The 26,390-nt window shown below is 41.8% G+C and carries 27 protein-coding genes; 19 read left to right on the top strand and 8 right to left on the bottom strand.

What is annotated here, in order from left to right; genetic code table 11:
• Positions 1 to 22: 22 nt before the first annotated feature.
• Entirely contained in the window at positions 23 to 487 is a 465-nt protein-coding gene (locus H6G48_RS16145) for a VOC family protein (RefSeq protein ID WP_061430641.1), read from the top strand.
• Here the strand turns inward: H6G48_RS16145 and H6G48_RS16140 are convergent.
• The 5 genes from H6G48_RS16140 to H6G48_RS16120 form a co-directional block, all read right to left on the bottom strand.
• Positions 484 to 1,251, bottom strand: coding sequence for a tryptophan-rich sensory protein (locus H6G48_RS16140; protein WP_190722494.1), 768 nt, complete (start codon positions 1,249 to 1,251; stop codon positions 484 to 486). The genes H6G48_RS16145 and H6G48_RS16140 overlap by 4 nt on opposite strands.
• Positions 1,252 to 1,254: 3 nt before the next feature.
• The gene (gene fabZ, locus H6G48_RS16135) at positions 1,255 to 1,734 is read right to left on the bottom strand and encodes a 3-hydroxyacyl-ACP dehydratase FabZ (protein ID WP_002740973.1); all 480 of its coding nucleotides are present in this window, start codon (positions 1,732 to 1,734) and stop codon (positions 1,255 to 1,257) included.
• Between the two features lie 269 nt (positions 1,735 to 2,003).
• Positions 2,004 to 3,143 (bottom strand): SpoIID/LytB domain-containing protein, encoded by a 1,140-nt coding sequence (locus tag H6G48_RS16130; protein ID WP_190722493.1) that lies wholly within the window; start codon positions 3,141 to 3,143, stop codon positions 2,004 to 2,006.
• A gap of 398 nt (positions 3,144 to 3,541) precedes the next feature.
• Complete coding sequence (locus H6G48_RS16125; protein ID WP_190722492.1) at positions 3,542 to 4,192, bottom strand: Coq4 family protein; 651 nt, start codon at positions 4,190 to 4,192, stop codon at positions 3,542 to 3,544.
• 72 nt (positions 4,193 to 4,264) lie between these two features.
• Positions 4,265 to 4,555, bottom strand: a complete 291-nt coding sequence (locus H6G48_RS16120; protein WP_002758035.1) for a YiaA/YiaB family inner membrane protein — start codon at positions 4,553 to 4,555, stop codon at positions 4,265 to 4,267.
• Between the two features lie 159 nt (positions 4,556 to 4,714).
• On the opposite strand from H6G48_RS16120, the gene H6G48_RS16115 reads away from it, so the two are divergent.
• From H6G48_RS16115 to H6G48_RS16070, 11 genes are all read left to right on the top strand, one after another.
• Positions 4,715 to 5,710, top strand: coding sequence for a hypothetical protein (locus H6G48_RS16115; RefSeq protein WP_190722491.1), 996 nt, complete (start codon positions 4,715 to 4,717; stop codon positions 5,708 to 5,710).
• Between the two features lie 595 nt (positions 5,711 to 6,305).
• Complete coding sequence (locus H6G48_RS16110; RefSeq protein ID WP_190722490.1) at positions 6,306 to 8,615, top strand: tetratricopeptide repeat protein; 2,310 nt, start codon at positions 6,306 to 6,308, stop codon at positions 8,613 to 8,615.
• Positions 8,616 to 8,651: 36 nt separating this feature from the next.
• On the top strand, positions 8,652 to 8,864 hold the full coding sequence (locus H6G48_RS16105; protein ID WP_002780190.1) for a hypothetical protein: 213 nt from the start codon (positions 8,652 to 8,654) through the stop codon (positions 8,862 to 8,864).
• A gap of 306 nt (positions 8,865 to 9,170) precedes the next feature.
• Positions 9,171 to 9,434: a type II toxin-antitoxin system Phd/YefM family antitoxin gene (locus H6G48_RS16100; protein ID WP_002752677.1), complete on the top strand. Its 264-nt coding sequence runs from the start codon at positions 9,171 to 9,173 to the stop codon at positions 9,432 to 9,434.
• Positions 9,431 to 9,817 (top strand): type II toxin-antitoxin system VapC family toxin, encoded by a 387-nt coding sequence (locus H6G48_RS16095; protein ID WP_002796474.1) that lies wholly within the window; start codon positions 9,431 to 9,433, stop codon positions 9,815 to 9,817. Before H6G48_RS16100 ends, H6G48_RS16095 begins: the two co-directional genes overlap by 4 nt.
• A 348-nt stretch (positions 9,818 to 10,165) precedes the next feature.
• Positions 10,166 to 10,261, top strand: a complete 96-nt coding sequence (locus H6G48_RS27525; protein ID WP_409888327.1) for a TPR end-of-group domain-containing protein — start codon at positions 10,166 to 10,168, stop codon at positions 10,259 to 10,261.
• Between the two features lie 443 nt (positions 10,262 to 10,704).
• Positions 10,705 to 12,333, top strand: a complete 1,629-nt coding sequence (gene hcp / locus H6G48_RS16090) for a hydroxylamine reductase (RefSeq protein WP_190722489.1) — start codon at positions 10,705 to 10,707, stop codon at positions 12,331 to 12,333.
• A gap of 85 nt (positions 12,334 to 12,418) precedes the next feature.
• The gene (gene hoxU, locus H6G48_RS16085) at positions 12,419 to 13,135 is read left to right on the top strand and encodes a bidirectional hydrogenase complex protein HoxU (protein WP_061430651.1); all 717 of its coding nucleotides are present in this window, start codon (positions 12,419 to 12,421) and stop codon (positions 13,133 to 13,135) included.
• 6 nt (positions 13,136 to 13,141) lie between these two features.
• Positions 13,142 to 13,540, top strand: a complete 399-nt coding sequence (locus tag H6G48_RS16080) for a hypothetical protein (RefSeq protein ID WP_190722488.1) — start codon at positions 13,142 to 13,144, stop codon at positions 13,538 to 13,540.
• A 4-nt stretch (positions 13,541 to 13,544) separates the two neighbouring features.
• Complete coding sequence (locus H6G48_RS16075) at positions 13,545 to 14,009, top strand: hypothetical protein (protein WP_242034666.1); 465 nt, start codon at positions 13,545 to 13,547, stop codon at positions 14,007 to 14,009.
• Positions 14,010 to 14,055: 46 nt separating this feature from the next.
• The gene (locus tag H6G48_RS16070; RefSeq protein WP_002740992.1) at positions 14,056 to 14,604 is read left to right on the top strand and encodes an NADH-quinone oxidoreductase subunit B family protein; all 549 of its coding nucleotides are present in this window, start codon (positions 14,056 to 14,058) and stop codon (positions 14,602 to 14,604) included.
• Positions 14,605 to 15,061: 457 nt separating this feature from the next.
• On the opposite strand, the gene recG is transcribed toward H6G48_RS16070, so the two are convergent.
• Positions 15,062 to 17,530, bottom strand: coding sequence for an ATP-dependent DNA helicase RecG (gene recG, locus H6G48_RS16065; protein ID WP_190722486.1), 2,469 nt, complete (start codon positions 17,528 to 17,530; stop codon positions 15,062 to 15,064).
• Between the two features lie 67 nt (positions 17,531 to 17,597).
• On the bottom strand, positions 17,598 to 18,491 hold the full coding sequence (locus H6G48_RS16060; RefSeq protein ID WP_190722485.1) for a hypothetical protein: 894 nt from the start codon (positions 18,489 to 18,491) through the stop codon (positions 17,598 to 17,600).
• A 246-nt stretch (positions 18,492 to 18,737) separates the two neighbouring features.
• Between H6G48_RS16060 and H6G48_RS16055 the strand changes: the two genes are divergently transcribed.
• The 6 genes from H6G48_RS16055 to H6G48_RS16030 all read left to right on the top strand — a co-directional run bounded on the left by H6G48_RS16055 (position 18,738) and on the right by H6G48_RS16030 (position 22,740).
• Positions 18,738 to 19,571: an Rpn family recombination-promoting nuclease/putative transposase gene (locus H6G48_RS16055; protein ID WP_147072821.1), complete on the top strand. Its 834-nt coding sequence runs from the start codon at positions 18,738 to 18,740 to the stop codon at positions 19,569 to 19,571.
• 105 nt (positions 19,572 to 19,676) lie between these two features.
• Positions 19,677 to 20,747, top strand: coding sequence for a hydrogenase expression/formation protein HypE (gene hypE / locus H6G48_RS16050; RefSeq protein ID WP_190722484.1), 1,071 nt, complete (start codon positions 19,677 to 19,679; stop codon positions 20,745 to 20,747).
• A 212-nt stretch (positions 20,748 to 20,959) separates the two neighbouring features.
• Positions 20,960 to 21,304 carry a hydrogenase maturation nickel metallochaperone HypA/HybF gene (locus H6G48_RS16045; protein WP_190722483.1) on the top strand — a complete coding sequence of 115 codons (345 nt, stop codon included), beginning with the start codon at positions 20,960 to 20,962 and terminating at the stop codon, positions 21,302 to 21,304.
• Positions 21,295 to 22,107 carry a hydrogenase nickel incorporation protein HypB gene (hypB, locus tag H6G48_RS16040; protein ID WP_190722482.1) on the top strand — a complete coding sequence of 271 codons (813 nt, stop codon included), beginning with the start codon at positions 21,295 to 21,297 and terminating at the stop codon, positions 22,105 to 22,107. Before H6G48_RS16045 ends, hypB begins: the two co-directional genes overlap by 10 nt.
• Positions 22,108 to 22,153: 46 nt before the next feature.
• The gene (locus tag H6G48_RS16035; protein WP_190722481.1) at positions 22,154 to 22,552 is read left to right on the top strand and encodes a helix-turn-helix domain-containing protein; all 399 of its coding nucleotides are present in this window, start codon (positions 22,154 to 22,156) and stop codon (positions 22,550 to 22,552) included.
• Between the two features lie 17 nt (positions 22,553 to 22,569).
• On the top strand, positions 22,570 to 22,740 hold the full coding sequence (locus H6G48_RS16030; protein ID WP_190722480.1) for a DNA adenine methylase: 171 nt from the start codon (positions 22,570 to 22,572) through the stop codon (positions 22,738 to 22,740).
• Between the two features lie 97 nt (positions 22,741 to 22,837).
• Here the strand turns inward: H6G48_RS16030 and H6G48_RS16025 are convergent, their stop codons facing one another.
• On the bottom strand, positions 22,838 to 24,958 hold the full coding sequence (locus H6G48_RS16025) for a PD-(D/E)XK nuclease family protein (RefSeq protein ID WP_190722479.1): 2,121 nt from the start codon (positions 24,956 to 24,958) through the stop codon (positions 22,838 to 22,840).
• Positions 24,959 to 25,035: 77 nt separating this feature from the next.
• On the opposite strand from H6G48_RS16025, the gene H6G48_RS16020 reads away from it, so the two are divergent.
• Positions 25,036 to 26,373, top strand: coding sequence for a proton extrusion protein PcxA (locus H6G48_RS16020; RefSeq protein WP_190722478.1), 1,338 nt, complete (start codon positions 25,036 to 25,038; stop codon positions 26,371 to 26,373).
• Positions 26,374 to 26,390 lie beyond the last annotated feature (17 nt).

The raw sequence follows: 26,390 nt of genomic DNA, 5'->3' as shown, positions 1-26,390 counted from the left end.
TTTGCCGCAAACCCTAACTAAAATGACTATTAGCCCTTCCGTAACCGCAAAAAAACTCAAAATCGGTCAACTGCGAAAAGTCCATCATATCGCTTTCAACGTCAAAGATATGGATGCCTCTCGTCATTTTTATGGGGAAATATTAGGCTTAGAGGAATTAATGGGGGAAAAAATTCCCAGTACCTTAAAAGAATTAGTTGCCCAGGGAAAAGTTGCCAATTTTATCACCCCCGATGGTACAGTAATTGACCTATTTTGGGAACCAGATTTAAACCCTCCCGACGACAATCCCGAAATCGCTTTTACCCGTGCCAACCATTTAGCCTTCGATATTGCCCCCGAATGCTTCGATTTTGCCCTAGAAGTGCTACAAAGTCAGGGAATTACTATTGCTAGTGGACCCGTGACCCGTCCGACTGGCAGGGGGGTTTACTTCTACGATCCCGATGGCTTTATCGTCGAAATTCGCTGTGATCCCGCATTTTAACGACTCAGAGGACGAAAACTGCCACTAAAAACCAGAAAAGTTAGGATAATCGCTAATATAATCGCCGTTATCGCAATTAGAGGCAGAGAAATCTGTTTAACAGCGATCGCCAAGAAAGCCCAGATAAACACCCCGATAAAAGCCCGATCTTTTCGGTTTAAACCGACTAAAATTGCGATTATCGCCCCGATAACCAGAATTATTACCGTCCAGCTCTGGTCAGTTAGACCCCATGGCTGCCAGTCGATCCAATCTAGCACCGAAGCGACGTTGACAATCGTGGCTACGGTAATCCAAGCGAAATAGATACTAATAGGAGCATTAACCAATAAACCCTGTTTACGATTGACAATAAAGCGATTAATTTCTAAGCGGAGATAAAGCCGGATGAGAGAAATTAAAATGCCTAGCATTGCCAGTAAAGACAGGGCAAAAAAACGGGATTGAAAGAGAATTACCCAGAGAATCTGACAAGCACTAGCGATGGCTAATTCGTAGCCTAACCGACGCAAACGCGGTTCAGTTTTATTGAAAGCCAAAGCTTGGTAAATTCCCAGACTAATTAAACCCAGATAGATTAATCCCCAGATAGCAAAAGCATAATTAGCGGGAATAATTAAGACATCTTGAAAAACTGTATTCGAGATAGCCCCGATATTTTCGCCGTTGAGAGGGAAAATATTAGCGAAAATATTGGTGATAAAAGCCCCTAGAATAGCAAATAAATTTAGTTCTTGTCGGAGACGATCTCGATCAAAATTCATAGGTCAATCAAAGATGGAAAACATCATTTCGCCCTGGGCGGCCAATTGCCCATCGACTCTTGCTTCCCCTTGCATTTTAGCAATTTTATTCATCTTGAAGGATAATAATTCCACCGTCATAATTAATTGATCCCCCGGCACCACAGGACGACGAAAACGGGTTTTATCAATGCCAGCGAAGGCAAAAAATTTCCCTTTCATCCCGGGTAATTGGGTCAAAATCACTCCCCCCACTTGGGCCATGGATTCAACAATTAACACCCCCGGCATCAAGGGACGACTGGGAATATGACCGGGAAAAAAAGGCTCGTTGATCGTGACATTTTTTAGGCCAACAGCCTTTTTACCTGGTACATAGTCAATAATGCGATCGACTAGGGCAAAGGGATAACGATGGGGCAGTAGTTGGCGAATTTCCTCAACGGTAAAGGTAGTTTTTATGACTGGTTCCAACTCGGTTAAGGCTTCGGTAACGATGGTCATGCAAGTCAAAAATTACAAGTGAGATCAGACATTATCTCACAATCAGTTATCAGTTATCAGTTATCAGTTATCAGTGATCACTGATCAGATGAACGTAGGTTGGGTTGAAGCCTGAAACCCAACGCCAGCATAGTTTACGCTACCGCTAACCCATCCTACAAATAATTGTGCCTCCCTACTTAGCTTAACCAATTAGGTTTTAGATTCGATCCTTGTTATCAGTGATCAGTTCACTGTTTACTGTTGACTGGAAATGGCTGACAGCCTTTTTAGTTGGGCATTTCAGTTAAACGAGCATTTTGATAATAATGGCTGAGAATGCGATCATAAGTCACCCCTTGGTCGGCGAGAGAAAAAGCGCCCCATTGACTTAAACCGATCCCATGACCGAAACCGCGACCATTAATGGCAAAAGTACCGTTATCAGCTGAAATCGTGAATAGGGTACTACGCAGCTCGAGTATTCGCCGTAATTGGGTATCAGAGATTAATTTAGAGCCTTGATCGCCTACTACACGCATTCTAATCACTCGTCCGTGGGGAGTGGTCCTTTCGGGAGATAGCGATCGCACGCGACCGACACCACCGATTAAACGGCCTAATTCCCCGGCGCTAAAGTTTTTTGACCATTGAAATACCGGGGCGACTTGGTCGTAATCGATGACACCGCGCAGGTAGGGTAAGGGGGAATTCCAAACATCCTCGACATTTTCCGTATGGCCCCCAGAGGAGGAGTGAAACACCGCTAGAATCGGTTTGCCGTTGAAACTCATAATTTGTCCGGCGGTGGCCTTAACTGCCTCTTGGGTGGTAGTAAACTCGCTTTCTAGACCCTTATAAACTTGGGTGCGGGTGGTAGTATCAAGATCGTAGATGCGATTGCCGGAAGTGTTCATTTGGTAGAGAGCATAGGTACGCGCCGCCACGGATTGGGCTTTTAAGGCCTCTTGCGGCCAGGAGGGAATCGCCTCCGCACCGACGACACTATAGAGATATTCCTCTAAATCGACTAAATTTAGGGCTGTCACCCCAGAACCTTGCCGAATGATCCTTGTCCGTCCTCGATACCAGCGATCGTTAATCCAGACGTAACCATCATTCTCCGGTTCGATGAGCAATTGACTGGCCTGCCAATCGGCCAAACCCACCGCTTTTCCTCTGGGATTAGCATTGAGGGCATTCATGGCGGTTAATTCTCCTAGGACTCTCCCGGCCCCATCTTTCACCACAGCATCGGTGGAACTACCCACGGAGACGGCGCTAACACCTTTACTGATGGCAATGCGTAATTCGACAGCAGCTTGGACTGGAGCGATAATCAAAGCCCAAAACACTAGGATGAGCCAGCTATGGGCAGGCAGGCGCTGCAGGTAACTGCTCAGCAGCCTTGCTGTGTGTTTATTGGTCATGGGGATCGGACTCCTCACACAATCGATCGATAATCAATTTTACCCGGACTGGGATTTTTTGGCTACTCCGGTTCGGAAAAATTTTTCCCCTGTCACTTTTTCCCGATTGTCTGACAATTTTTCTGTCCTCTAGCCCCTGAATAGGCAAATCGTCTTATTTTCTCCGATTAATCGGGATTTATTCGGTTTAGTCGATTATTCTAAGTAGGGAGGCGTTAAAAATTATCATATGCCCCCCTTATCAAGGGGGGATTAAGGGGGGATCGGCACCCCCCTTATCAAAGGGGGATTAAGGGTAGGGTTGATTCATGAATCAACCCTACTATGAATAAACCCTAGGATTAAGGGGGGATCAAAGACAAAATCCATCCTCAATTTAATTATAACCACTTACTTAATTAGTCCAGCAAAGAGTGGACAATCGCCAATTCTTGCCGCCAAACTAGCAGGGATTTCTCCCAAGCTAGTTCCCATTTTTGCGCTAAAAAAGGTCGAGTATTTTTGCCCAAATTATAGGCGAGGACAATCTCTTCCCAGAGAGAGGCTAAGGAAAGTGGCGAAGAAAATAAAGCTCCGAATAATCCCCCTAAAATTATGACAATAGCTAGAGGGCGACGAGTTTGACTTAATTCAAAAGCTTTCAGTTGCAATTCTCCCATGCCATCGACACCAAAACCCGTGACTATATGCCAGATATCGTGAGTTTGCCGTAGGCGAAGCAGCAGATAATCTGTATCAGAATTGACCTGAATAGACCGATAAAAATTAGGATCGAAATTGAGACTAATTAGGTGAGTAGCATAATGATAACCTAGGGAATCTTCCGGGAGTTTTAGCAGGGTTTCTAAACAGGGACTAGCGGCTAGATATCTTTGGGCAATTATTTGAGCGGTAGCTCGATCGCTTTTAACATATTGCAAAGATAATCGCTGTAACCAACTCTCTTTTAAGCCATCTTCAATATCATATACAGACAGAATGTTACTGGGATTTTGTAAAAGAGAAATTATTCCTTTGGTCACACTGATTAGATTAGTTGTGAATAGCATATAAACTCTCCTAAGTCAGAAAAAAGAGTGAGAATAATCGAAAAAAAACTGATAACCAATAACTGAGAAAAACTACTCCTTATAAGGATCGTACTGAGTCAAGATCCGTTCTAACTTTACTTCGTCAATGCGATTAATTAAGCGTTTAGATTCTTCGACATCGCGGACAGTTTTTGATAAATTAATGGTGGAACCGACGCTAAATAGTAAACCCATGCCTAAATAACCTTTAATCCACGGATCTACTGGTAGATAAATAACTCCTAAAGAAGTGGCAGAAATAGAGACAATAAAAGATAACCAAGTTTGAAAAATCCACGCTTGAGTATGACTGGGAGCAGTACCGTATTTTTTATCGTTCATAATCGTCTCCTAAATGTTTCTACACCCATTTTGTCGGTTCTAGAGGTGCAACAACAATGAGCGCTATCTAGTAGGGGGAGGGTTGAGAACTGGGGTGAAGTGGGGTGAAGTGGGGTGAAGTATCAAGTATAATCGTTGTCAGAATCTAGGACCGAAAAGATGGAGAGCAAACACCTGAAAATTTGGTATTCTTGGGAAAAACAAGAACAAATGATCGAGCGCTTGGTGGGGAGAGTGGGATTAACCCGGGTGCGTGCCACTTGTTTTCTGCGTCTCTGGATTTATGCGATCGCCAAGGAGGGACAGGCAAAACCCCCTTTATCCCAGTTAATTTTTCCCACCACTGCCATTATCTGTACCCATCGGCAAGCATCGGATTTATTTTATCAGGATCAGGATCAGGGCAGCGAACGCTCGGCGGGTATGATGTTAGATAAATTAGCGGCCCTTGGTTTAATCGAAAAAATTTTTGACGGCAACACAACCAGAATTAAAATCAAGCCAATTACGGGGATTTTAGAGCCTGATAGCTCAGAATCATCTGTAGAATTGCAATTAGATCAATTTAATCCCCGTTGTGATGCGATTCCTGTGGCTAACTTGCTGACACGCAATTATAACTGGATGAATCGCAATGCTGAAGCAATTCCCCATCGCATTTCTCGTCTGTTGCGGGGTTGGGCAAAAGATTACACTACAGGTATGCGAGTTTTGCGTCGGGTAGATAATCTTAATCCCGTCGGTTTTTATCTCCTCTATCCCACCGCAAACGAGTCGGAAGCGAATTTTTTTTCCTCTCCTAACAAGAGTTTACATCTAAGTGCGATCAATGAACAGGATCCTTTTAAAATGGCATCCGTGGGAGATGAAAATTGTCTTTCGGTATTTATTCGCAGTTGGATGATTGATGCTAATTATTTAGAAAAATATCGTTTAATCTTCCTGCAAGATGCCCAAAAAACTCTCCAGAGAATGACCTTAGATTTTCCTAATCTCTGCGATTTACATACTTTGATTATTCATCCCGATTATGAGAAATTAGCCGCAGCCTTGGGATTTCAAAAAACTATTCAGGAATCCCCAAACTCTATTTATTGGATGTATTTAGGACTCGATCGCTTTTTATCCCTAGATATGAGTGCAATTCAATTTTAATCGGGAGTGGGGAGTGGAGGGAAAAAATCCATAACTGGGTTTTTGAAGTTCGATCGAGAGTTAAGTAGGTAGGCGTTAAAAATTATCAGATGCCCCCCTTATCAACGGGGGATTAAGGGGGGACTAAGGGGGGATCGGCACCCCCCTTATCAAGGGGGGCAGGGGGGATCGAACCTAAAATCTATTTTTAATTTAATTATAACCAGCTACTTAGTCGTAATATTAAAAGCGGATTTGGTATAAATCTTCTTTTGTGGGATTTTTAAAACCTAGATACAAACTAACTTTTCGATGCGGTGCAAAGTTGGCATTCATACCTTAATTCAGCAATATCAATACTGTTAGCAAGGAACGAAACCCAAACCGACAGCAGCTTTTGTCAAGGATTGTTAAGATGTGCTTACCCTGTAGATATCGATTCTTGCCTGTGGCAATATGTTGGTAATAGGGACTTACCAGCAGCTAAAATTTGTCTTATCATGGCGAGGAGGAAAAATATTCTCACCGGTGAAAAGAAGTCGAATTAATTTTCTACAAATCTTTAGACACACATTCTGCAATCTCAAATCGAAAATCTCAAATCTAAAATAGGCTTATGTGGAATTCTATAATACAATTCTATCAAACTAATAAAGACTGGATTGACAATCTCCTCTCCGGTGCATTAGTGACTGTTGTTCTGGCAATAATCGGTTTCATTTGGTGGTATCGAGAGCAAAAACGAAAAGTCCGAATCATTGAACCGTCCTTACCCTTTACGAAAATTGCCCCCAATAGCAATGTAATCCCGATTATCTACAAAAGGGATGAAAAGGATAAATCTCCTTTAGCGGATCATAATATTATTTACCAACACCGAATGGCTGACCGAAACTTTACTAACGAACTTCTGCAAAATCTGGAGGAAAATCGCTGGTTAATTATTCTCGGACCCACAGGAATCGGCAAAACTAGAGAAGCTGCTGAAGTAGCGCAACGCTTGAATCATGAAGGCTGGACGGTATTAGTATTAAAATTAGGAGAATGGTTAGAGCGACCTGAAAATAACCAATTAGAGGCAATTGGAACAGATAGAAAATTACTATTTTTACTCGACGATCTTAACTCATATATGCGCCGTAGTTTGGAAGTAGAACAAAATCCCCAAGCAAAAGATAGTCCTCTTGCGGCGATTAATATTCCCTTACAAGAACGACTATTAAAAACCCTAGAAGCTTATGAAAACCATTGTACTCGTCCCGAAGAAGTGCGGGTGATTGCCACTGCGAGAGATGAAAAAGAACCCGAATTACCGGGACAACCGAGTGAATGGGATAAGTTACAGTGGAATAAATACCCAAAACTGTGGAACCGTTTTCACTTGGTAGAATTGCCATCACCGGAAGACGGTGCAATTGTCGAATTATTGCAGGATACTATCCCGCAAACCAACATTAAAGCCGAAACTGACTACAGCAGCATTGCTGCCTGTAATGATTCTACCTTTCGCAATGTGGTAGAAAATTTAGTGCGCCTCGACAACCGACAATTACCCCTCAATCCTGCCAACTATCAAGCTACTCTGCGAGGCAACTGGCAAAAACGTTATCAGGATGCAATTAAAAGGGATACTCTGGCGAAATATATCTATGCTGCGGTGGATTTGTTGCGCCAGTGTAATGTTTCCTTAGAACCGTTTATTGTTGAACCCACTGCCAGATTTATCGCCAAGGGAAATATGTGGCAACAACTCTGGTATCGCTGGAAAATCAAGCAAAGTTTGGCTGATTTAATTGCCAGAGAAAACATTTTAGAACCTCGCGACGGACAAATTGAAGCCAAGGGAAAGCAGGTAGAATTAAATGACTATCTGCGTCCTCTAAAACAGTTAATTTGGCAGTTATTTAAACAAAAACCAGAGGAAATGTTGCCCTCTCTAGCAGGATTTACTCTTAAACTATATGAATTAAACCGCTATCGAGATGCCTTAAAAGGGTTCAACTGTCTAGTTAGTTTGCTACCTCAATGGAAAAACGGTTGGTTTTATCAAGGTACTACTTTTTATTATCTTGAACAATACCAAGAAGCGATCGCATCCTACGACAAAGCTTTAGAAATTAAACCCGATAAGCATGAAGCTTGGTACAACCGAGGGGTTGCGTTAGGTAATTTAGGCAGATTTGCAGAAGCGATCGCATCCTACGATCGAGCTTTAGAATTTAAACCCGATTTCCATGAAGCTTGGAACAACCGAGGGAATGCGTTAGATGATTTAGGCAGATTTGCAGAAGCGATCGCATCCTACGATCAAGCTTTAGAATTTAAACCCGATTACCATGAAGCTTGGAACAACCGAGGGATTGCGTTATTGAATTTAGGCAGATTTGAACAAGCGATCGCATCCTACGATCGAGCTTTAGAATTTAAACCCGATTACCATGAAGCTTGGCACAACCGAGGGATTGCGTTAAGAAATTTAGGCAGATTGGCAGAAGCGATCGCATCCTACGATCGAGCTTTAGAAATTAAACCCGATTACCATGAAGCTTGGTACAACCGAGGGATTGCGTTAAGAAATTTAGGCAGATTGGCAGAAGCGATCGCATCCTACGATCGAGCTTTAGAATTTAAACCCGATTTCCATGAAGCTTGGTACAACCGAGGGAATGCGTTAGGTAATTTAGGCAGATTAGAACAAGCGATCGCATCCTACGATCGAGCTTTAGAAATTAATTCAAATTATGCTAATACTTACTACAATAAAGCTTGCTGTTATGGCTTACAAAATAATGTGGAATTAGCTATCGAAAACTTACAAAGCGCCATCAATCTTGATGTCAAATATCAGGATATGGCAAAAACGGATAAAGATTTTGAGCAGATTCGGGGAGATGAGCGGTTTCAGAGTTTCCTAAATCGAGTATAATAATATATATTTGTATTTTAGCTAAGGAGATATTCTATGACTAACACCTACACAGCTATCATTCAGCCAGACGGAGATTGGTGGATTGGTTGGATAGAAGAAATTCCGGGAGTTAACTGTCAAGAAGCATCTCGTGATCAGTTATTAGAAACCCTAAAAATTACTCTTAGCGAAGCATTAGAATTGAATAAACAGGAAGCAATTGCCGCTACAAAGGGAAACTACCAAGAAGAGAAAATTGTTGTATGAAACGTAAACAGTTTATCGATCACGTCCTGTAGGGGCGAAGCATTCGGATAGGAAATCTACGGTTTCAGCGATAAGTTATTGCCCGAATGCTTCGCCCGTACTTTTTCAGCAAGTCCTAGCCATTCTTGGTGGTTTAACCCCCAATTAAATAAAAGATCTGCGATTCCAAGACATACCGGAGTGATAATTATCACAATTGGTCAATTCAGCAATGGGAAAAAGTTGCCAACCCTTTATTAACTTGTGAGGCAGTTATCACTGAATCCTGTTTTATTTTGTGAAGTAAATAAAGAGAGAAAATTATTCATGTCAAACAAAACTATTGATCTCAATCAAGTACAGTTAACTTTACAAGAACTACTTGCCTTAATAAAGGTAGATACTGAAATTATTATAACCGAAGGAAACAAGCCTGTAGCTCGTCTAATTCCTTGGGGAGATACTGAAAAAACAACGTCTGAAACTCCTTCTCCTAAGTTACGACAACCAGGACTACACGCTGGAAAAATTAGGACTAGCGAAGATTTTGATGAGCCACTTCCTGAAGAATTTTGGACAGGTGAATCATGAAATTTCTTTTAGATACCCATACATTTATTTGGTGGGATAGCGAACCAGAAAAACTCTCTCAAAGAGCTTTAGAACTGTGTAGAGATCCTAGTAATACGCTATTACTTAGTATTACAAGTATTTGGGAAATGCAAATCAAACTACAACTAGGTAAACTATCACTCAAGATACCTTTAGCAGAAATGATTAATACTCAGCAGGAAACTAACCAAATTGGCCTTTTATTAATTACAGTCAGCCATGTTTTAGCTTTAAATACTTTACCTAACATCCATAAAGATCCATTTGACCGCTTGTTAGTTGCTCAAGCTAATCTTGAAAATGCTAGACTGATTAGCCATGATTCAATATTAGCAAAATATCCTGTTCAGATAGATTGGTAGATAGGGCTTGCTGAATAAATGTGAAATATAGACGAGGTAAGAGTTTTAGGGTTCTGTTTTGCTCTCACAGGTGCAAGATTTTGAGAGAATCGTCGTTCAAAACCTTGCGTCTTCATCGGCCCGCGTCCTGTAGGGGCGAAGCATTCGGACAATAACCTATCGGTGAAACCGTAGATTTTCTATCCGAATGCTTCGCCCATACTTTTTCAGCAAGTCCTAGCCATTCTTGGTGGTTTAACCCCCAATTAAATAAAAGATCTGCGATTCCAAGACATACGGAAATTAGGGATATTCTCGCTAATAAAATCTGCAAAGATATCGGAATACCACTAATCAAATAAATCGTTCATCAGTCTTGATGTCAAATATCAGTATCTGGCGAAAACAGATAAAGATTTTGAGCAGATTCGGGGAGATGAGCGGTTTCAATCATTGCTAAGTTAAGTAAATAAAAAAAGAGATAACTATCTATGTCGAAAGCAATCCCATCATCACAGTTAGGCGATAATAACTCTTAAGTTCCAACTTTCTATCCTAATCAGGAGACCGATTGCTATGACACTGGCAAATACCCACCTAAAAATCGAAAATCTCGCTCATTATATCATAAAAATCACCAAAAATACTTAATTTACTTAAGACAACTAAATAATTGTTTAATCAGTAATTCTTGAGGAAATCTAAAATCAGAACCCAACCAGCAAAAAAAGTGAGAGAATAAAAACATAGTTCAGAGAGTAGAGGCTGTCAAGACAAGCTTTCCAGTCGTAAAATCCATAATTCCTGCCGGGTGAGGGCCGATAACTAACTTTCAAAAAAGCAGAATTAAATTTAGTAGAAAAAAATCGCAACAATCTGTCAATCCACTGAAAAAAGAGAGAAAACTTATGTTTTGTGAACAATGCGAACAAACCGCTAGTGGTAATGGTTGTCATCAGTGGGGAGCCTGTGGAAAAAGTCCCGAAGTCAACGCCGTTCAAGACTTATTAGTTTATTGTCTGCGGGGATTAGCATCGGTGGTTTTAAAAGCCAAAGAAGCGGCGATATCTACTCGCGAAGCCGATATTTTTACCTGCGAGTCGCTTTTCGCCACCATGACCAATGTGAACTTCGATCAAAGACGTTTTACCGATTATATTCAGCGTTGTTTAGAGATTCGGGAAAATTTAAAAGCACAATTGGGATCGGTGGACTGGTCTGCACTTGCTAACTATCAGCCTAATTTTAATGAGAGCCTAGTCAGCCAAGGTCAAGAAGTATCCTTAGAACTAATTGAAAAAGTACAAGACCTCGATATTTTTTCCCTAAAGTTAACCGCTATCTACGGAGTTAAAGGTCTGGCTTCCTATACTTTCCACGCTCAGGAATTAGGTCAAGAGGATGACTCAGTTTATCAGGTTATCCAAGAGACTTTAGCGGCAATTGATCGCAGTGATTTAAACCTGAATGATTGGGTGGCAATCTGTCTAAAAGTTGGGGCAGCAAACCTGCGGGCCATGGAATTATTAGATCAAGGTCATACCGAAACCTACGGTCATCCCATACCGACAAATGTTCCCTTAAATCCGCGTCTAGGTAAAGCCATTTTAGTCTCCGGCCATGATATTAAACAATTAGCGGCTTTACTGGCACAAACTGCCAATACTGGGATAACAGTCTATACCCACGGAGAATTATTACCCGCTCACGGTTATCCAAAACTCAAAGAAAAATATCCCCATCTCTACGGTCATTATGGCACCGCCTGGCAAAATCAAACTAAAGAATTTGCTAAGTTTCCGGGGGCAATAGTTTTAACTACTAATTGTCTCATGCCCCCCCACGAAAACTATGAAAGTAAACTTTTTACCCTCGGACCTGTGGGTTATGCCCATATTAACCGCTTAGAAACAGTGGACGGTGCGATCGATTTTAGTCCCGTGATTGCTAAAGCGCAGTCATTGCCCGGATTTACTGAAATAAGCGAACCTCGGCAGGTAATGGTGGGATTTGCCCACAATACCGTTCTCAGTGTCGCTGATACGGTGGTTGATGCCCTTAAACAGGGTAAAATCCGTCACTTCTTTCTGGTTGGGGGCTGCGATGGGGCAAAACCCGATCGCAATTACTACACCGAATTCGTGGAACAAGTTCCCGAAGATTGCATCGTTTTAACCCTTGCCTGTGGAAAATTCCGCTTTTTCGACAAACAATTAGGTAGTATCGAAGGATTACCCCGGCTAATGGACTTGGGACAATGTAACGATGCCTATAGTGCCATCAAAATCGCCCTAGGATTAGCCAACGCTTTTAACGTTAGCGTCAACGAGATACCCCTCTCCCTAATTATCTCTTGGTACGAACAAAAAGCGATCGCTGTACTGCTCACCCTGCTACATCTAGGTATGCAAAATATCCGTCTGGGACCAACTTTACCGGCATTTATCTCCCCCAACGTCCTCAAATTCCTCTCCGATACCTATCACCTGCAGCCGATTACCACCCCCGCAAAAGACTTAGCCGATTGTCTAGGTTAAAACTTTCTGTAAAAATCCCACCCTTAGCCACAAACTGTGGCCTATGGGAAGGAGAGGGATATTATCCTCAAGGAGAATAATTTTTATGTCCGTAATCACTTTAAGCATTGATGGTAAAGATGTAGCGATCGAAGCGGGTTCGCGAGTTCTGGCGGCAGCTAGTCAGGTAGGAATAAAAATTCCCGCCCTCTGTCATCTGGACGGGGTTTCCGAAGTGGCCGCCTGTCGCTTATGTTTAGTAGAAGTTGAAGGTATTAATAAATTATTACCTGCCTGTGTAACGGAAGTGGCGGAAGGCATGGTGGTCCATACCGATACCCCAAAACTGAAAGAATATCGCCGCATGACGGTGGAATTATTATTCGCTGAAGGTAATCACGTTTGTGCAGTTTGTGTGGCTAATGGTAACTGTGAATTACAAGATTTAGCCATCGAAGTGGGTATGGATCATAGTCGTTTTCCCTACCGTTTTCCCAAGCGAGAAGTGGATATTTCCCATCATCTTTTTGGTATCGATCATAATCGTTGTGTTCTCTGTACCCGTTGTGTGCGAGTCTGTGATGAAATTGAAGGGGCGCACGTTTGGGATCTGGCTTATCGCGGCGAAAAAGATAAAATTATCGCGGGAATGGATCAGCCTTGGGGCAGCGTTTCTGCTTGTACTTCCTGCGGCAAATGTGTTGCAGCTTGTCCAACGGGAGCCATATTCCGTAAGGGTTCCGCCGTTTCTGAAAAAGAGGAAGATCGATCGAAGTTGGAATTTTTAGTTAACGCCAGGACTGAACACCAGTGGACGCGTTAGCAAAAAATGGTAGATTCTCAAAACGCTCGTTGGGGACATCTAGGTATTTATGCCAAGTATCTGCGGGCGGAAATGGCTCTGTATGACGAGATTATGGGGATGAATGAAGATATTCGCTTGATTTCCGATTACTGCGGTATTTCTGCTCGGGAAACTCAACGAGCAAAAAACTACGCTTTCGGTAGCGGTGTCAGTCAGTATGAATTTTGGCCTAGTATTGATATGGCAAAGGCTTGGTTGAGGATGGCGCGAGGACAGGGAACGGCGATTGATCGTGTCTTTCTACAACACGAAATCTTAGAATCGGATTTAGTGATCAATCAGGGTATGAATCAGCCTTCTGCTCACGAAATCGCTCAAGCTCAATATGGTTGGTCTGTCCTACTGCGTCAAGGGAATCAATAATGTTATGAATGATACAAATCTCGAACAGATCTTTCTGCAAGCCTTGCATCGCTGTCTATCCCTGGTGGATTATCAATCTCAACCAACCAATTTAGCTTGGTCTGCGATCGAACTTTTCGCCGAAGTTGGACGATTTCCCCAGATGCTTCGTCAATTCTGTGATCAATACCGAGAGCGTGTGGCGGCGGCAGATCGGGCGATCGAGGATTACGCCAGTAGTGTGGATAATTGGACAGTCAAGGGGACTATTTTCGGGGCGCAGGATCAATGTAATATCTTGCATTTTTTTCTCAATGTCCACACGAAAAAATTTAAGTTTTTTAGAGGTGAAAATTGGACACCACAGCTAATCTGTGAATTTTTGCAAGAATGGAAGGGGATCGATCTTTTTTCTTTAATTGCAGATAATCAGGAACTTGTCGAGACAGGCAAAAACCCGCCCCTCGGTAAACAGCCGCTTTTCTATTAGCTAGTAATCACTATTGCCCAAACCTAACAAACAAGGAATTAAAATTATGTCTAAAATTCGCTTCGCTACTGTCTGGTTAGCCGGTTGTTCGGGATGCCATATGTCCTTCCTCGATTTGGATGAATGGCTGTTAGAATTAGCCGAAAAAGTTGACGTGGTATATAGTCCCGTCGGCTGCGATCTGAAAACCTATCCCGAAAATGTCGATGTCTGTTTAGTGGAAGGAGCGATCGCTAATCAGGATAATTTAGAACTAATTCATCTAGTCCGTCAAAATACCAAAACCGTCGTTTCTTTTGGTGATTGCGCTGTGACTGCTAACGTTCCCGCTATGCGGAATATGTTGGGAACTGCCGATCCCGTGCTAAAAAGAGCTTATTTAGAGTTAGGAGATAACACACCTCAACTACCAGAAGAACCCGGTATCGTTCCCGAATTATTAGATCAAGTGCTGCCCGTCCATCAAGTCATTCCCATCGATATTTTTATGCCGGGATGTCCCCCCGATGCGGACAGAATTCGCGAGACATTAATTCCGATTTTAAAAGGGGAATTACCCGTGATGGCAGGACGAGAAATGATTAAATTTGGTTAATTGAATCAGTTATCAGTTATCAGTTATCAGTTATCAGATTTGAGTTTTAAGTTTTGAGTGAGCAGTATGTATTAAGTGAGCCTCATCAAATGCCAGTTTGCTGCTGTCTTTTCGCTGATTATTGATTACTGTTTACTGATTACTGATTGGGTGCATCTCACATTTGTAGAAATACCGACAATCAGCAATTATCAGTGACTCCTAAATTATTACAGATGTGTCAGCAGCCGCGTGTAAGCATCCCACCGAAAAACTAATGCGCTCCGGGGTTTGGGGGCGGCGCCACGCCCCCAACGGGGGGTTTGGGGGGTAGAACCCCCCAAAGGCTTGGATTGAGTGATAAAATCGAAAGTAATAGTAAATCCCTTGAGTATGGGCTATGCAAAACGGAGAATAAATAATCAGTTTTTAATAACTGGATTTAGTATTACTGTTTACTGATCACTGAACATCTAAATCAAGTTAAAATATCCGCTCCTAACATCCGTTGATATTTAGCCTCTAAAGCTTGTTTCAAGTTGGGCAAAGTGATTAAATGGGGATCATCTAACATAATTTTTTCGGCAGCATCTCTTGCCAAAACTAACACCTCTTGATCCTCGACTAAACTAGCGAGGGCAAAATCTGGTAAACCCGATTGTCGTTGTCCTAAAACTTCCCCCGGACCGCGAAATCGCATATCCATTTCCGAGATAAAAAAGCCATCTTGGGATTGTTCCAAAACCGTTAATCTTTGACGGGAATTAGCACTATTAGTGCCACTTAAAAGTAAACAATAGGATTGATGGGAACCTCTGCCCACGCGCCCCCGTAATTGATGCAATTGTGAAAGGCCAAAACGTTCGGCATTTTCAATTAACATCACCGTGGCATTGGGAACATCCACCCCCACTTCGATAACCGTAGTTGAGACAATAATTTGCAGAATATTATCGCGAAAAGCTGTTAAGATTTCCTCTTTTTCGGCGGAACTCATGCGACCATGGAGTAAACCGATATTAAAATTGGGAAAAATCTTTTCTGATAAATTTTGATATTCTTCCACCGCAGCCCTAACATCTAATTTTTCCGATTCTTCAATCAAGGGAAAAATCACATAAGCTTGTCTGCCTTGGGCAATTTCACGCCGAATTAAATCATAGGCAGCCCTTCTTTGATTCCCATTTAAAGCGCTGGTTTGAATCGGTTGTCTGCCGGGGGGTAATTCGTCAATTTGACTCACATCCAAATCCCCATGCAGGGTTAAAGCTAAAGTACGGGGAATCGGTGTTGCTGTCATGGTTAAAACGTGGGGAGACTCTCCTTTGCTTAATAATCTTGCCCTTTGTTGTACCCCAAAGCGATGCTGTTCATCAATAACAACTAAACCTAATTTGCGGAAATTAACTGCATCTTGAATTAGGGCATGAGTTCCCACTAAAAGTGGTAATTCTCCTGTCTCTAATTGGGCGTGAATTTCTCGCCGTTTAGCGGTTTTTGTGGAACCAGTTAATAATTCTACGGGTAAATGTAAGAGATTAAACCAGCTAACTAACTTACGATAATGTTGTTCTGCTAAAACTTCCGTGGGAGCCATTAATGCCGCTTGATAACCGGATTGTAGGGCTGCTAAAATAGCATAAACTCCGACAATTGTTTTGCCAGAACCCACATCCCCCTGCACAAGACGATTCATCGGGGTGCTAGAATCTAAATCCTCTAAAATTTCTTCAATAACTCGTTTTTGAGCATTAGTTAATTGAAAGGGAATTATCTGATTAAATCGATCAATTAGTTGACCCTTAGCACTAAAAACAGCACTTTTCTGTGTCTGACGATACTGTTGCCGCCGCCGCAGAAAACCCAATTGTAAAAAGAAGAATTCATCAAAGACTAATCGCCGTCGCGCTTGACTTAGAATCTCGGCATTATTAGGGAAATGAATGTTAGTAATTGCCGTTTTTAAATCGATTAATCCGTATTGTTTTCTTAGACCGAAAGGTAGGGGGTCTTTTATCGCCTCTACTGCCCCAAAAGCGGCGACTACAGCCTTTCTAATTAGGTCGGCGGGTACTCCATCGGTGAGGGGATAAACCGGCAGAATACGCCCGATTTTTAAGGACTCAATACTTGCCCCAGAACTGTCTAATAATTCAAATTCAGGATTTTCTAAAGTTAACCCATATTTACCCGCTTTGACTAAACCACTAACCGCCACCACCGAACCCACCAGATAGAGTTTTTTTTGTCCTTCTTGCCAAGCACGATTAGTATAGCGAGTTCCCGCATAAAAACGGTTTAATTTTATCTGTCCAGTGCGATCCTGTAAGAGCAATTCAAAGATAGCTAACTTGGTATTTTTGGGGCTAGTAAAACAATTACAGCGCTTGACATTCCCCACTAAAGTTACCGTTTCCCCCTCGGTTAAATTGGCGATATTGACTTGACGACTGTAATCAATATGATCCCGGGGATAATAATATAATAAATCTTCAACTTTGTGGAGGTTTAATTTTTCTAAAAGACCAGCTTTTCTCTCTCCCACTTCCGCTAGATATTTCAAGGGTTGTTCGAGGGTAACTTGCCGTGGAGAAATAGCCTTTGTCGTGATGGGAGTGGTATTAATAATTTTCGCCACAGCTGGTTCTTTTGGGGTGGGGGTTGCTTCTAAAGTTTGCCGTAATTGTTGTAAAAAATTGCGAGTTTCGGTGACTAATTGTTGTCTTTGTCTGGGATTAAACTGGGAATATTGGGCAAATTTTTGGGCTAATTCTCGCCAGCGATTTCTCTCACTGGTGGAAATTCCCACGGGAGGATTATCCCCGAAACTAAGACAGAAAAACTCGCTAAAACGGTATTGATTTCCCTGAAGATCGGGATAACCTTTTTCCGCTTCTACAGATAAGGCTTTTTGTAATCTCACCCAGTCGGGTATTTCCCCTTTCATAATTGCCTCTTGATTCCAAATTTCCCAGTATTATGCTTCCCTGATACCCCTGTTTGATCATAACTGATTAATCGTACCAACTACTGCGCCATGCCGCTTCCGCTTGAGCGATAGTATATTCTTTGCGAATACGATGATATTGTTCCCCTAGACGATTTAATTGTTCCCAAAGGGAGCGAATTTGATTTCTTTCGACACTTAAGCGCGTATCAGCAAATTCCAGTTCAGCCATTCGTAGATGAATCGCCGTTACTTTAGTGACTTTGCCACTTGAAAAATCATGATCATCCCCATCATCTTCATCTTCATCTTTTTCTTCCTCTGGTTCAGGGTTTTTAGCTTCCACTAGAATGTTTAACATATTATTTCCTCCACCTAGGGATTGTCCTTCTTCTCCCGCTTGAATTGCCATATCGATAATTTGACTGGGTAGATGAGGGGGAAGAATATAAGCTTTTTGTAGTTGCTGATTAATTTGTTTAGAGAGATGATTGAGAATCTCGACACAGTTTTTTTCCAGCACTCGACAACAATAAAGTAAAATATCGGGGTTATTAATCTCTCCAGTTGCGGCTAGATTTTCCCGTTTGTCTAGAAAAAGCTTCCAGAAATCTGGGGTGTTAACTGTCTCTGCTGGACTTTTAGAGAATCCTACCCCTGAAAATGCCCCTCCCTCGAAGCTCTGCTCGCCCAATTGCTGTAAACTGGCTTTAGCCTCTTGTCCTAGAGCTTTGATCTCCTCTTGTAGTTTCTGACGATTGCTGTGGGAGAGGGCCAGAAATTCCCCCCCATAGTAACGGGTACAGATATGATACACTGCCCCGATCGCCTGTTTATAGAGAGATTCACCGAGTAAATCAAGATAAATTCGGTATTTTTCTCGCATTCTTTCGGCTAAATTTGCCACTTCCGTTTCTATGTTCTTTAAATCTTGTTGTAGCTTGTTCAGTCTTCCAGTCATAGAAATTTTACCGAGGGAGAAGTTAGCGATCGGCGAATTCTATTATAGCGACTCACTGTCAGCTATAGCGCCCTGACATGGGGGAGATGTTTAGACTCGATCGGTTGTCAGTTATTTTAGCTATTAGCTTTTTGCAGACCAGCTTTTAGCATTTGTTTTGGCAAAGATAACTGCTATAATCAGGCTAATTAGTAGGAAAACTCTCTATCTCTATATTTTTGCATAGTTTACACCACAAGTCCGGGCATGAAAACCGACAGTATTTTTTATGATCTTTTTCAATCTTATCCGTCAATTTTCTTTGAATTAATCAACCTTTCCCCCGGAGAAGCCGAGAATTACCGCTTTGATTCCGTCGAAATCAAGCAACTAGCTTTTCGTATTGATGGCGTATTTTTGCCCAATATTACCGATCCTAGCATTCCTATTTATTTCTGCGAGGTGCAATTTCAAGATGATCAGAATTTTTATGGCCGTTTCTTTGCTGAAATCTTCTTATATCTCAGTAAAACTGCTTTTAACAATGATTGGCGCGGGGTGGTCATTTATCCCCATCGTCGGGTAGAATCAGATCAGGTTGTACGTTATCAAGACTTATTGACATCTGGGAGAGTGACGCGAATCTATTTAGATGAACTAGATGATATTAATCAAGATTCCCTCGGTATTGCCACTATAAAATTAATTATTGCTAAAGAAAATCAAGCAGTGGCAACAGCCAAACAACTTATTGAACGAGTGCGAACTGAATTTACCCAACCGCAAAACCTCCTACAATTAATAGAAACGATCCTTATTTATAAATTACCACGTCTAAGTCGCCGGGAGATAGAAGCCATGTTTAGTTTAGATGAACTGAAACAAACCCGTTATTTTCAAGACGTTCGAGAAGAAGGTAAACTGGAAGGTAAACTGGAAGGTAAACTGGAAGGTAAACTGGAAGGTAAACTGGAAGGTAAACTGGAAGGTAAACTAGAATCTGTGCCGCGTTTATTGGCTTTAGGTTTAACGGTAGAACAAATTGCTCAAGCCTTGGACTTAACTGTAGAAAAAGTGCGAGAAATACCAGAAACCCATTAAGCTAATCTAGCAGTAAGCTATGACAGCGTTTCTGATCAAGATAAAGTGTAACCTAATTTGCTATCGACCACCGACTACCCAAAACGAAAACTTACTACCTCACCTATGACTAGCACTCCTTCAGCTTCTTTAAAATTTAAAAAAACAAAAATTACCGACACAAATATCACTCTCTCCCATGGCAGCGGTGGCAGAGCAATGCGGGATTTAATTAACGAGATATTCGTTAATAACTTCGATAATAACTTACTGGCACCCCTTGAAGATCAAGCCCGATTTGAGATTAAAGATTTAGCTAAAATAGGCGATCGCTTGGCATTTACCACCGATTCCTATGTGGTTTCTCCCCTATTCTTTCCGGGGGGTGATATTGGCAGTTTAGCAGTCAATGGAACTGTTAATGATTTGGCTGTCGGTGGGGCAATTCCTCTCTATCTCAGTTGTAGTTTTATCCTCGAAGAAGGTTTATCTATCGACACCCTAAAAACCATCGTTACCAGCATGAAAATAGCCGCCGACAAAGCAGCGGTAAAAATCGTCACCGGGGATACAAAAGTCGTTCCCAGGGGACAAGGGGATCAAATATTTATTAATACCTCTGGAGTGGGGGTAATTCCGGCCCGAATCCATTCCAGTGCCAATAATTTACAAGTTGGTGATCGCATTTTGCTTAACGGTTTTCTGGGGGATCACGGTGCCGCCATTCTGATGGCCCGGGGCGAATTAGACCTACAATGCACAATCGAAAGCGATTGTCAAGCCTTGAATTCTTTAATTTCGGCAATTCTGGCCGTTTGTCCGCAAGTCAAAGCGATGCGGGATGCCACTAGAGGCGGATTAGCCACGGTTTTAAACGAATTTGCCCAAAGTTCTGGGGTGGGAATACAGGTGCAGGAAACGGCGATCCCCATCCGGGAAGAAGTGCGAGGAATGTGCGAATTATTGGGTTTAGAACCGCTTTATCTAGCAAATGAGGGGAAATTAGTCCTTGTCGTGCCACCGGAGGCGGAAAATCGCGTTTTAGCAGTGATGCGTTCCCATCCTGACGGCATTTTTGCCGCTTGTATCGGGGAAGTCGTCGCTTCTCCCCCCAATTTAGTTTACTTAAAAACCGCTTTCGGCACTAAAAGGATTCTCGATATGTTAGTAGGTGAACAATTACCGAGAATATGTTAATTAGACAGGAGACAGTTTTAAAGGAAAAAGTGAAAACTAAAAAAACAGATAGTTGGAGTTTTGGGGTTTTGGGGTTTTGGGGTTTTGGGGTTTTGGGGTTTTAGTTGAAATTTCCCTGTTCCCTGTTCCCTTCTCCCTTCTCCCTGTTCCCTGTTCCCTGTTCCCTGTTCCCTATTCCCTGTTCCCTGATAACTGATAACTGATAACTGAAAATGCACGAACTAGGAATTACCCAAAATATTATCGAACTTGCTTTAGAACATTCCCGAGGAATGAAAGTTAAGCGCGTGGTGTTAGAGATTGGTAAACTAACGGCAATTATGCCAGAATCGATCGCTTTTTGTTTTGATACCTGTTGTCAAGGTACTAATGTAGAGGGGGCAATGTTAGAGATTCTGGAAATTTCTGGTTTAGGACAGTGCCAAGATTGCGGAAATGAGCTAGAACTAGAATATCCCTACGGAATCTGCGATCAATGTGGTAGTCGCAATATAGTCATTTTACAGGGTCAAGAATTAAATCTCAAATCGTTGGAGACAGAATCCTTATGTGTGTAACCTGTGGTTGTTCTGATAACTCGGAAGTGACGGTAACTAATCCGCAAACGGGAACCCATGAACATATTTTAGCCGATGGTACTGTTATTAGTCATAGCCATCACGATCACGAGCATGAGCATCCCCATCATCCCGCGGAAATTCCCGCTCAAATTCATGGTAATATTCTCCAAGTTGAGCAAAATCTGCTGGCAAAAAATAATCTGTTAGCGGCACAAAATCGCGGTTGGTTGAAGGGGAGAAAAACTGTTGCTCTTAATCTAGTTTCTTCCCCCGGTTCGGGAAAAACTACCCTGTTAACTCGCACAATTGCCGATTTAAAAACCGCTATTCCTATCAGTGTCATTGAGGGAGATCAAGCAACAGCTAATGATGCCCAAAAAATTAGTGAAACCGGTTGTCAGGTTATCCAAATTAACACCGGAACAGGTTGTCATTTAGAAGCATCAATGGTAGAGAGAGGATTAATCGAACTCGATCCACCGATGAATTCTTTAGTCATGATCGAAAATGTCGGTAATCTAGTTTGTCCTGCTTTATTTGATTTGGGAGAAAATGCCAAAGTCGTCATTCTTTCCGTCACCGAAGGAGAAGATAAACCGATTAAATATCCCTATATGTTCCACGCTTCTCAAGTCATGATCTTGACAAAAATAGACCTACTACCCTACGTTAATTTTAACCTCGATCGCTGTTTAGATTACGCCTATCAAGTTAATCCCAATCTGAAAGTTTTTCAAGTTTCCGCTACCACTGGAGAAGGTTTAGATGCTTGGTACGGTTGGTTAAAATCACTGGTTTAAGTTAAGTAGTAACACACCTAAAAAGTTCAGTCTAACCGAAAGAAAAATGACCCTAGCACTTGATCACAATAATTATAATCAACTGTTGACTAAATTTCAACCCAAGATTATTGAAAATGAGGAAGAATATGAGCAAGCGCGTCATCTTCTGATTAATCTAATTAGTAAACAGGATCGACTACCAGAAGAAACCGCGATGGTTAAATTGATGGCGACAATTATTAAGGATTTTGATGCCAAACAACCTCAACCCGAACCAGCTTCACCGCAGGAAGTATTATTACACTTAATGTCAGCTAACAACATGAAACAAGCTGATTTAGTTGGTAAAATTGGTTCTAAGGGTGTGGTTTCTGAGATTGTTAATGGCAAGCGATCGATTAGTAAAGCTCAAGGGAAAATTTTAGGAGAGATTTTCAATGTTTCCCCCAGTGTATTCATGTAATTATCTATTAGTTATTAATGAAAACAACCGTCATTGTTCCCCCGATTAAATGTCAAGGTATCAAAACTAAACTGGTATCATCAATCAAAAGTTTAGCGGATCAGCAAAACTGTGAGCGCTGGATAGAACCCTTGTGTGGTTCGGGGGTGGTAGCTTTTAATTTACAACCCCAAAAGGCCTTATACTAAATCTAGTTATTAAAAACTGATTATTTATTTCCCCTTTTGCCTATTGCCTATTGCCTGAGTGCCTCTCCTAACCAAGAAGTTAATTTTGTTCTAGTCCTTAATCATATTCTTTTGCCGCTTGTACTAAGGATAAAAGTTGTCCGGTTTGATCGGTTCCCGATACTCCTAAATCACTGTGACAGAGGATAACTTTTTCGCTTACCCTTGCCAATAAATCCCTTAAAACTCTCTGTAAACGTGCCTGATTTTCCTCTAATTCTGCTTCCGTTGTCCAGCGTTGATAGGGACTTTCTCGCCAAAAAATCGGCGCAGCAAAAAGAGTAGCAGCACCTCCTTGTTCCCAGAGTGGGGAGGAACAATCTAGCCAAAAATGCCAACGATGACTAGAACGAAAAGAACGATATTGAAAGATATTGCCTAGGGTGACTGCTGAGGAAGATTTAATAAATTGTCGCACAGGATAGGGATTAGCAGTAATTGTACCACGGCGCAAAAGTTGGATAAACTGACTAATAGTTTCGCTGGCACTTTGAAAAGAGGGTTCACTCTCACGCAAACGCCGATCGATCTCCCAAAAATGTTGGGCAGTTTCCATTAATTCTCGCAAAGCTGCCAAGTGATCGAAGGGCAAATTTTCCCCATCGTTTAATAATTGTTCTATCGCTTGATTTAAGACAAAAATCGGGAAAAGTTTGGCCTCTTGCTGCCGTTTTTTCATCCCTTCGATCCAGTGACAAATTCTTTCGTAGGCAGTACAAGCTTTTTGTCCTAAGCGATCCCAACGGGGAAAAGTTTCGATCGCTAATAAACGAGGATTTTCCGGATGCACTTGATAACAATGATCGGCAATTAATCCGGCGCGGATTGGATCGATATCGGGAATTAAATTCTCTTCTTCATCCCAGCGATAACGGCTAAAAATCACCAGCATTTCCGCTATGGCCTCTTGGGGGGCTAAACGCCCCAAATTTGCGTAAACAAGGGCGAGAAGGGTCAATAATGCCCGAATCAGAGGACAACTGATCAGGGGTCGTTGTTCGTTGAGGGGTTGAACGGGTATCCCGGCACCGGTTAAAATTTCCATCAGGCTATAACGGGCGATTTCGTCTAAACCGGGGGCAATAACGGCGATTTCTTCGGCTTTTACTGCTCCTTGCTTGACTGCTTGAATAATAGCTGTGGCTGTCTTCCGTAACAATTCGGCGCGAGAGGTGGTTTGCAGGGAGATGAATTGATCGGGAAGATTGCCAAGATAGTTACCGTCGCTGATTAAGGAGAGAACCGTCTCGCTAAACTGAGCAGCTAACCCCTCAGTGGTAGATAATGGCATAATTTGACAGCGTGCCGCTAATTTTTGTAGATAATCGGGATCGGCAGTTAATCCTAAGCGAATTTTTCCCTGGGGATTGTAGGTAAAAACGCTAAAACAATCATGATCGAGGAAAAAACTGAGTAAATCCTTGGCAATAGCCGGATAATCGTCCACATCGTCCGCAAAAACTCCCCGGAAGCGTTTTAATAGTTGCTGTTGATAACGACTATCAGGAAATAAATAGCGCCAATAGAGTTCGTAGATGATACCATAACTTAATAAACCACGTTCTAGAGACCAATCACGCCATTGAATGATTAATTCTCCCACTTTTTCTGGTGTTTCCTGCTCATTAATCGCTAAAACTCGTTTCAAATCTGTTTCTGATAATCCGTCGGCTAATCTTTCGGGTATCTTTTCTGCGGGAACACCACTAGCGCCGGCTAATTGCAACAAATCGAGAACTTGACGGACGAAACGATATTCATTTATGCTAGTAAGCTGGAAGAATTCAGCGATTGCTGGTTGCCAGAGACGGGTGGCGAGTTCCTGCTCTGTTTCTGGGCGTAATCGGCGGGGAAATTGCGCTTTTAGCCCTAAAGACTCGAAAATTAACGGCCAAAACAGGATGACTTCATCGGTGAGAAAACCTAAAGGGGTTTTGCAGAGAATCGGATAGCTACCCCTAACAGCAAGGGCTAATTGATCGGCTAATTCTCGTTTATTATCATCGTTGGCAGCGAAAACTAAGATCGAGCGGGGAAGGGGCGATGATTTCGGTCGATCGAGATACAATGAATCCTGGGACTGAAGTTGAGAAACAACCCAGCGCCGAAATTCCCCGACTAAAGCGGTGGTTTTTCCCGATCGAGTCCCACCTTCGATCCAAATTGGTATGATTGACATCGTTTTTTCTGGATTGTATTTGTTAAGATGACTGATCGGTACTCTAGCTTTTTTCCTTGTGGAAGTAATTGTTTCCTATGAATCTTAATCGGATTTTGCAAGGTGTTAATCAATGGTTATTACAAACTCCTGAACGTTCTTTAGATGAGGCTTATCATGCAGCTTTGAAGATTAAGGAGATAGAAGACAAGCATTTTCAAGGGCGAAAAGTGGCAGCGGAGTTCTCGAATTATGGCAGTACCACTAATTCCTATTTTATCGCAGAAGTTAAAGGTTATCTGCAAAAAATTAAAGTCAGATTGACGGAGTTTAAAGCTAGTCGCTCGATCGTTAATACCTTCGGACCAAATCAACCGACAATTAATAATGGGGTGATTACTGTCACCACAGATGTTTGTCTGAAAAAACTTCAGTTTATCGATAGTATTATCGGAAAATATCAAGGTAATTATTGGCAAGAAGATATTCAAGATGTTCCCAAAAGTATCCAGAACAGAAATTTTGAGCAGGAAACAGCCAAAAATAAGACTTCTAGAAATCGCTCTTTTTTAGCGGCGGGTAGTCTTGAAGATGAGGAAATGATCAAAAGCAATAAATCCCAAAAAGCTACGGAAAAACCGGGAGTTTTACCCCGTTCTTTTGTCAATACTTTTAATCGCATTAAGCAGGAAATCGATCCCCAAGCGGAGGAATCGGAGGAGGCAGTTTTAAAAAGATTTCGCAATTCTCGTTATAAAACAGCCATTTCTCTCAAGTTTATTTTACTGTTAATTATTGTTCCTTTATTAACCCAGCAATTAACCAAAACTTTCCTGATTACCCCCTTGGTTAATAAATATTTCCAACAACAGGAACAGTTTATTTTTATCAATCAGGATCTAGAAGAAGAAGCTTTTTCGGAATTGAGAAGATTTGAGGAAGCTTTACATTTTCGAGGTATGATTGGTTTAGCACCCAAATTATCTAACGAAGAAATCGAGGGAGAAATTACTAAAAAAGCAGCGGTACTAAGTGAAGAATTTCGCCAACGAGGTTTAAATGCGATCGCTAATATTTTCGCCGATATTTGTTCCCTGATTGCCTTTGGTTTTGTTGTCGCTTTTAGTCGTCGGGAAATCGAGATTGTCAAGTCTTTTCTCGATGGCATTCTCTATAATCTTAGCGATTCAGCTAAAGCTTTTTTAATTATTCTCTTTACCGATATATTTGTCGGTTTCCACTCTCCCCACGGTTGGGAAGTGATCCTAGAAGGGTTAAGTCGTCATTTCGGTTTACCGGAAAATCGCGAGTTTAATTTTCTCTTTATCGCCACTTTTCCCGTTATCTTGGATACAGTCTTAAAATATTGGATTTTCCGTTATCTCAATCGCATTTCTCCCTCGGCAGTGGCTACCTATCGTAATATGAATGAATAGGGTAAAATCGGGGAGAA

The sequence above is a fragment of the Microcystis flos-aquae FACHB-1344 genome (assembly GCF_014698375.1).
Taxonomy (GTDB): domain Bacteria; phylum Cyanobacteriota; class Cyanobacteriia; order Cyanobacteriales; family Microcystaceae; genus Microcystis; species Microcystis aeruginosa.
This window is presented reverse-complemented; position numbering and strand designations above follow the sequence as displayed.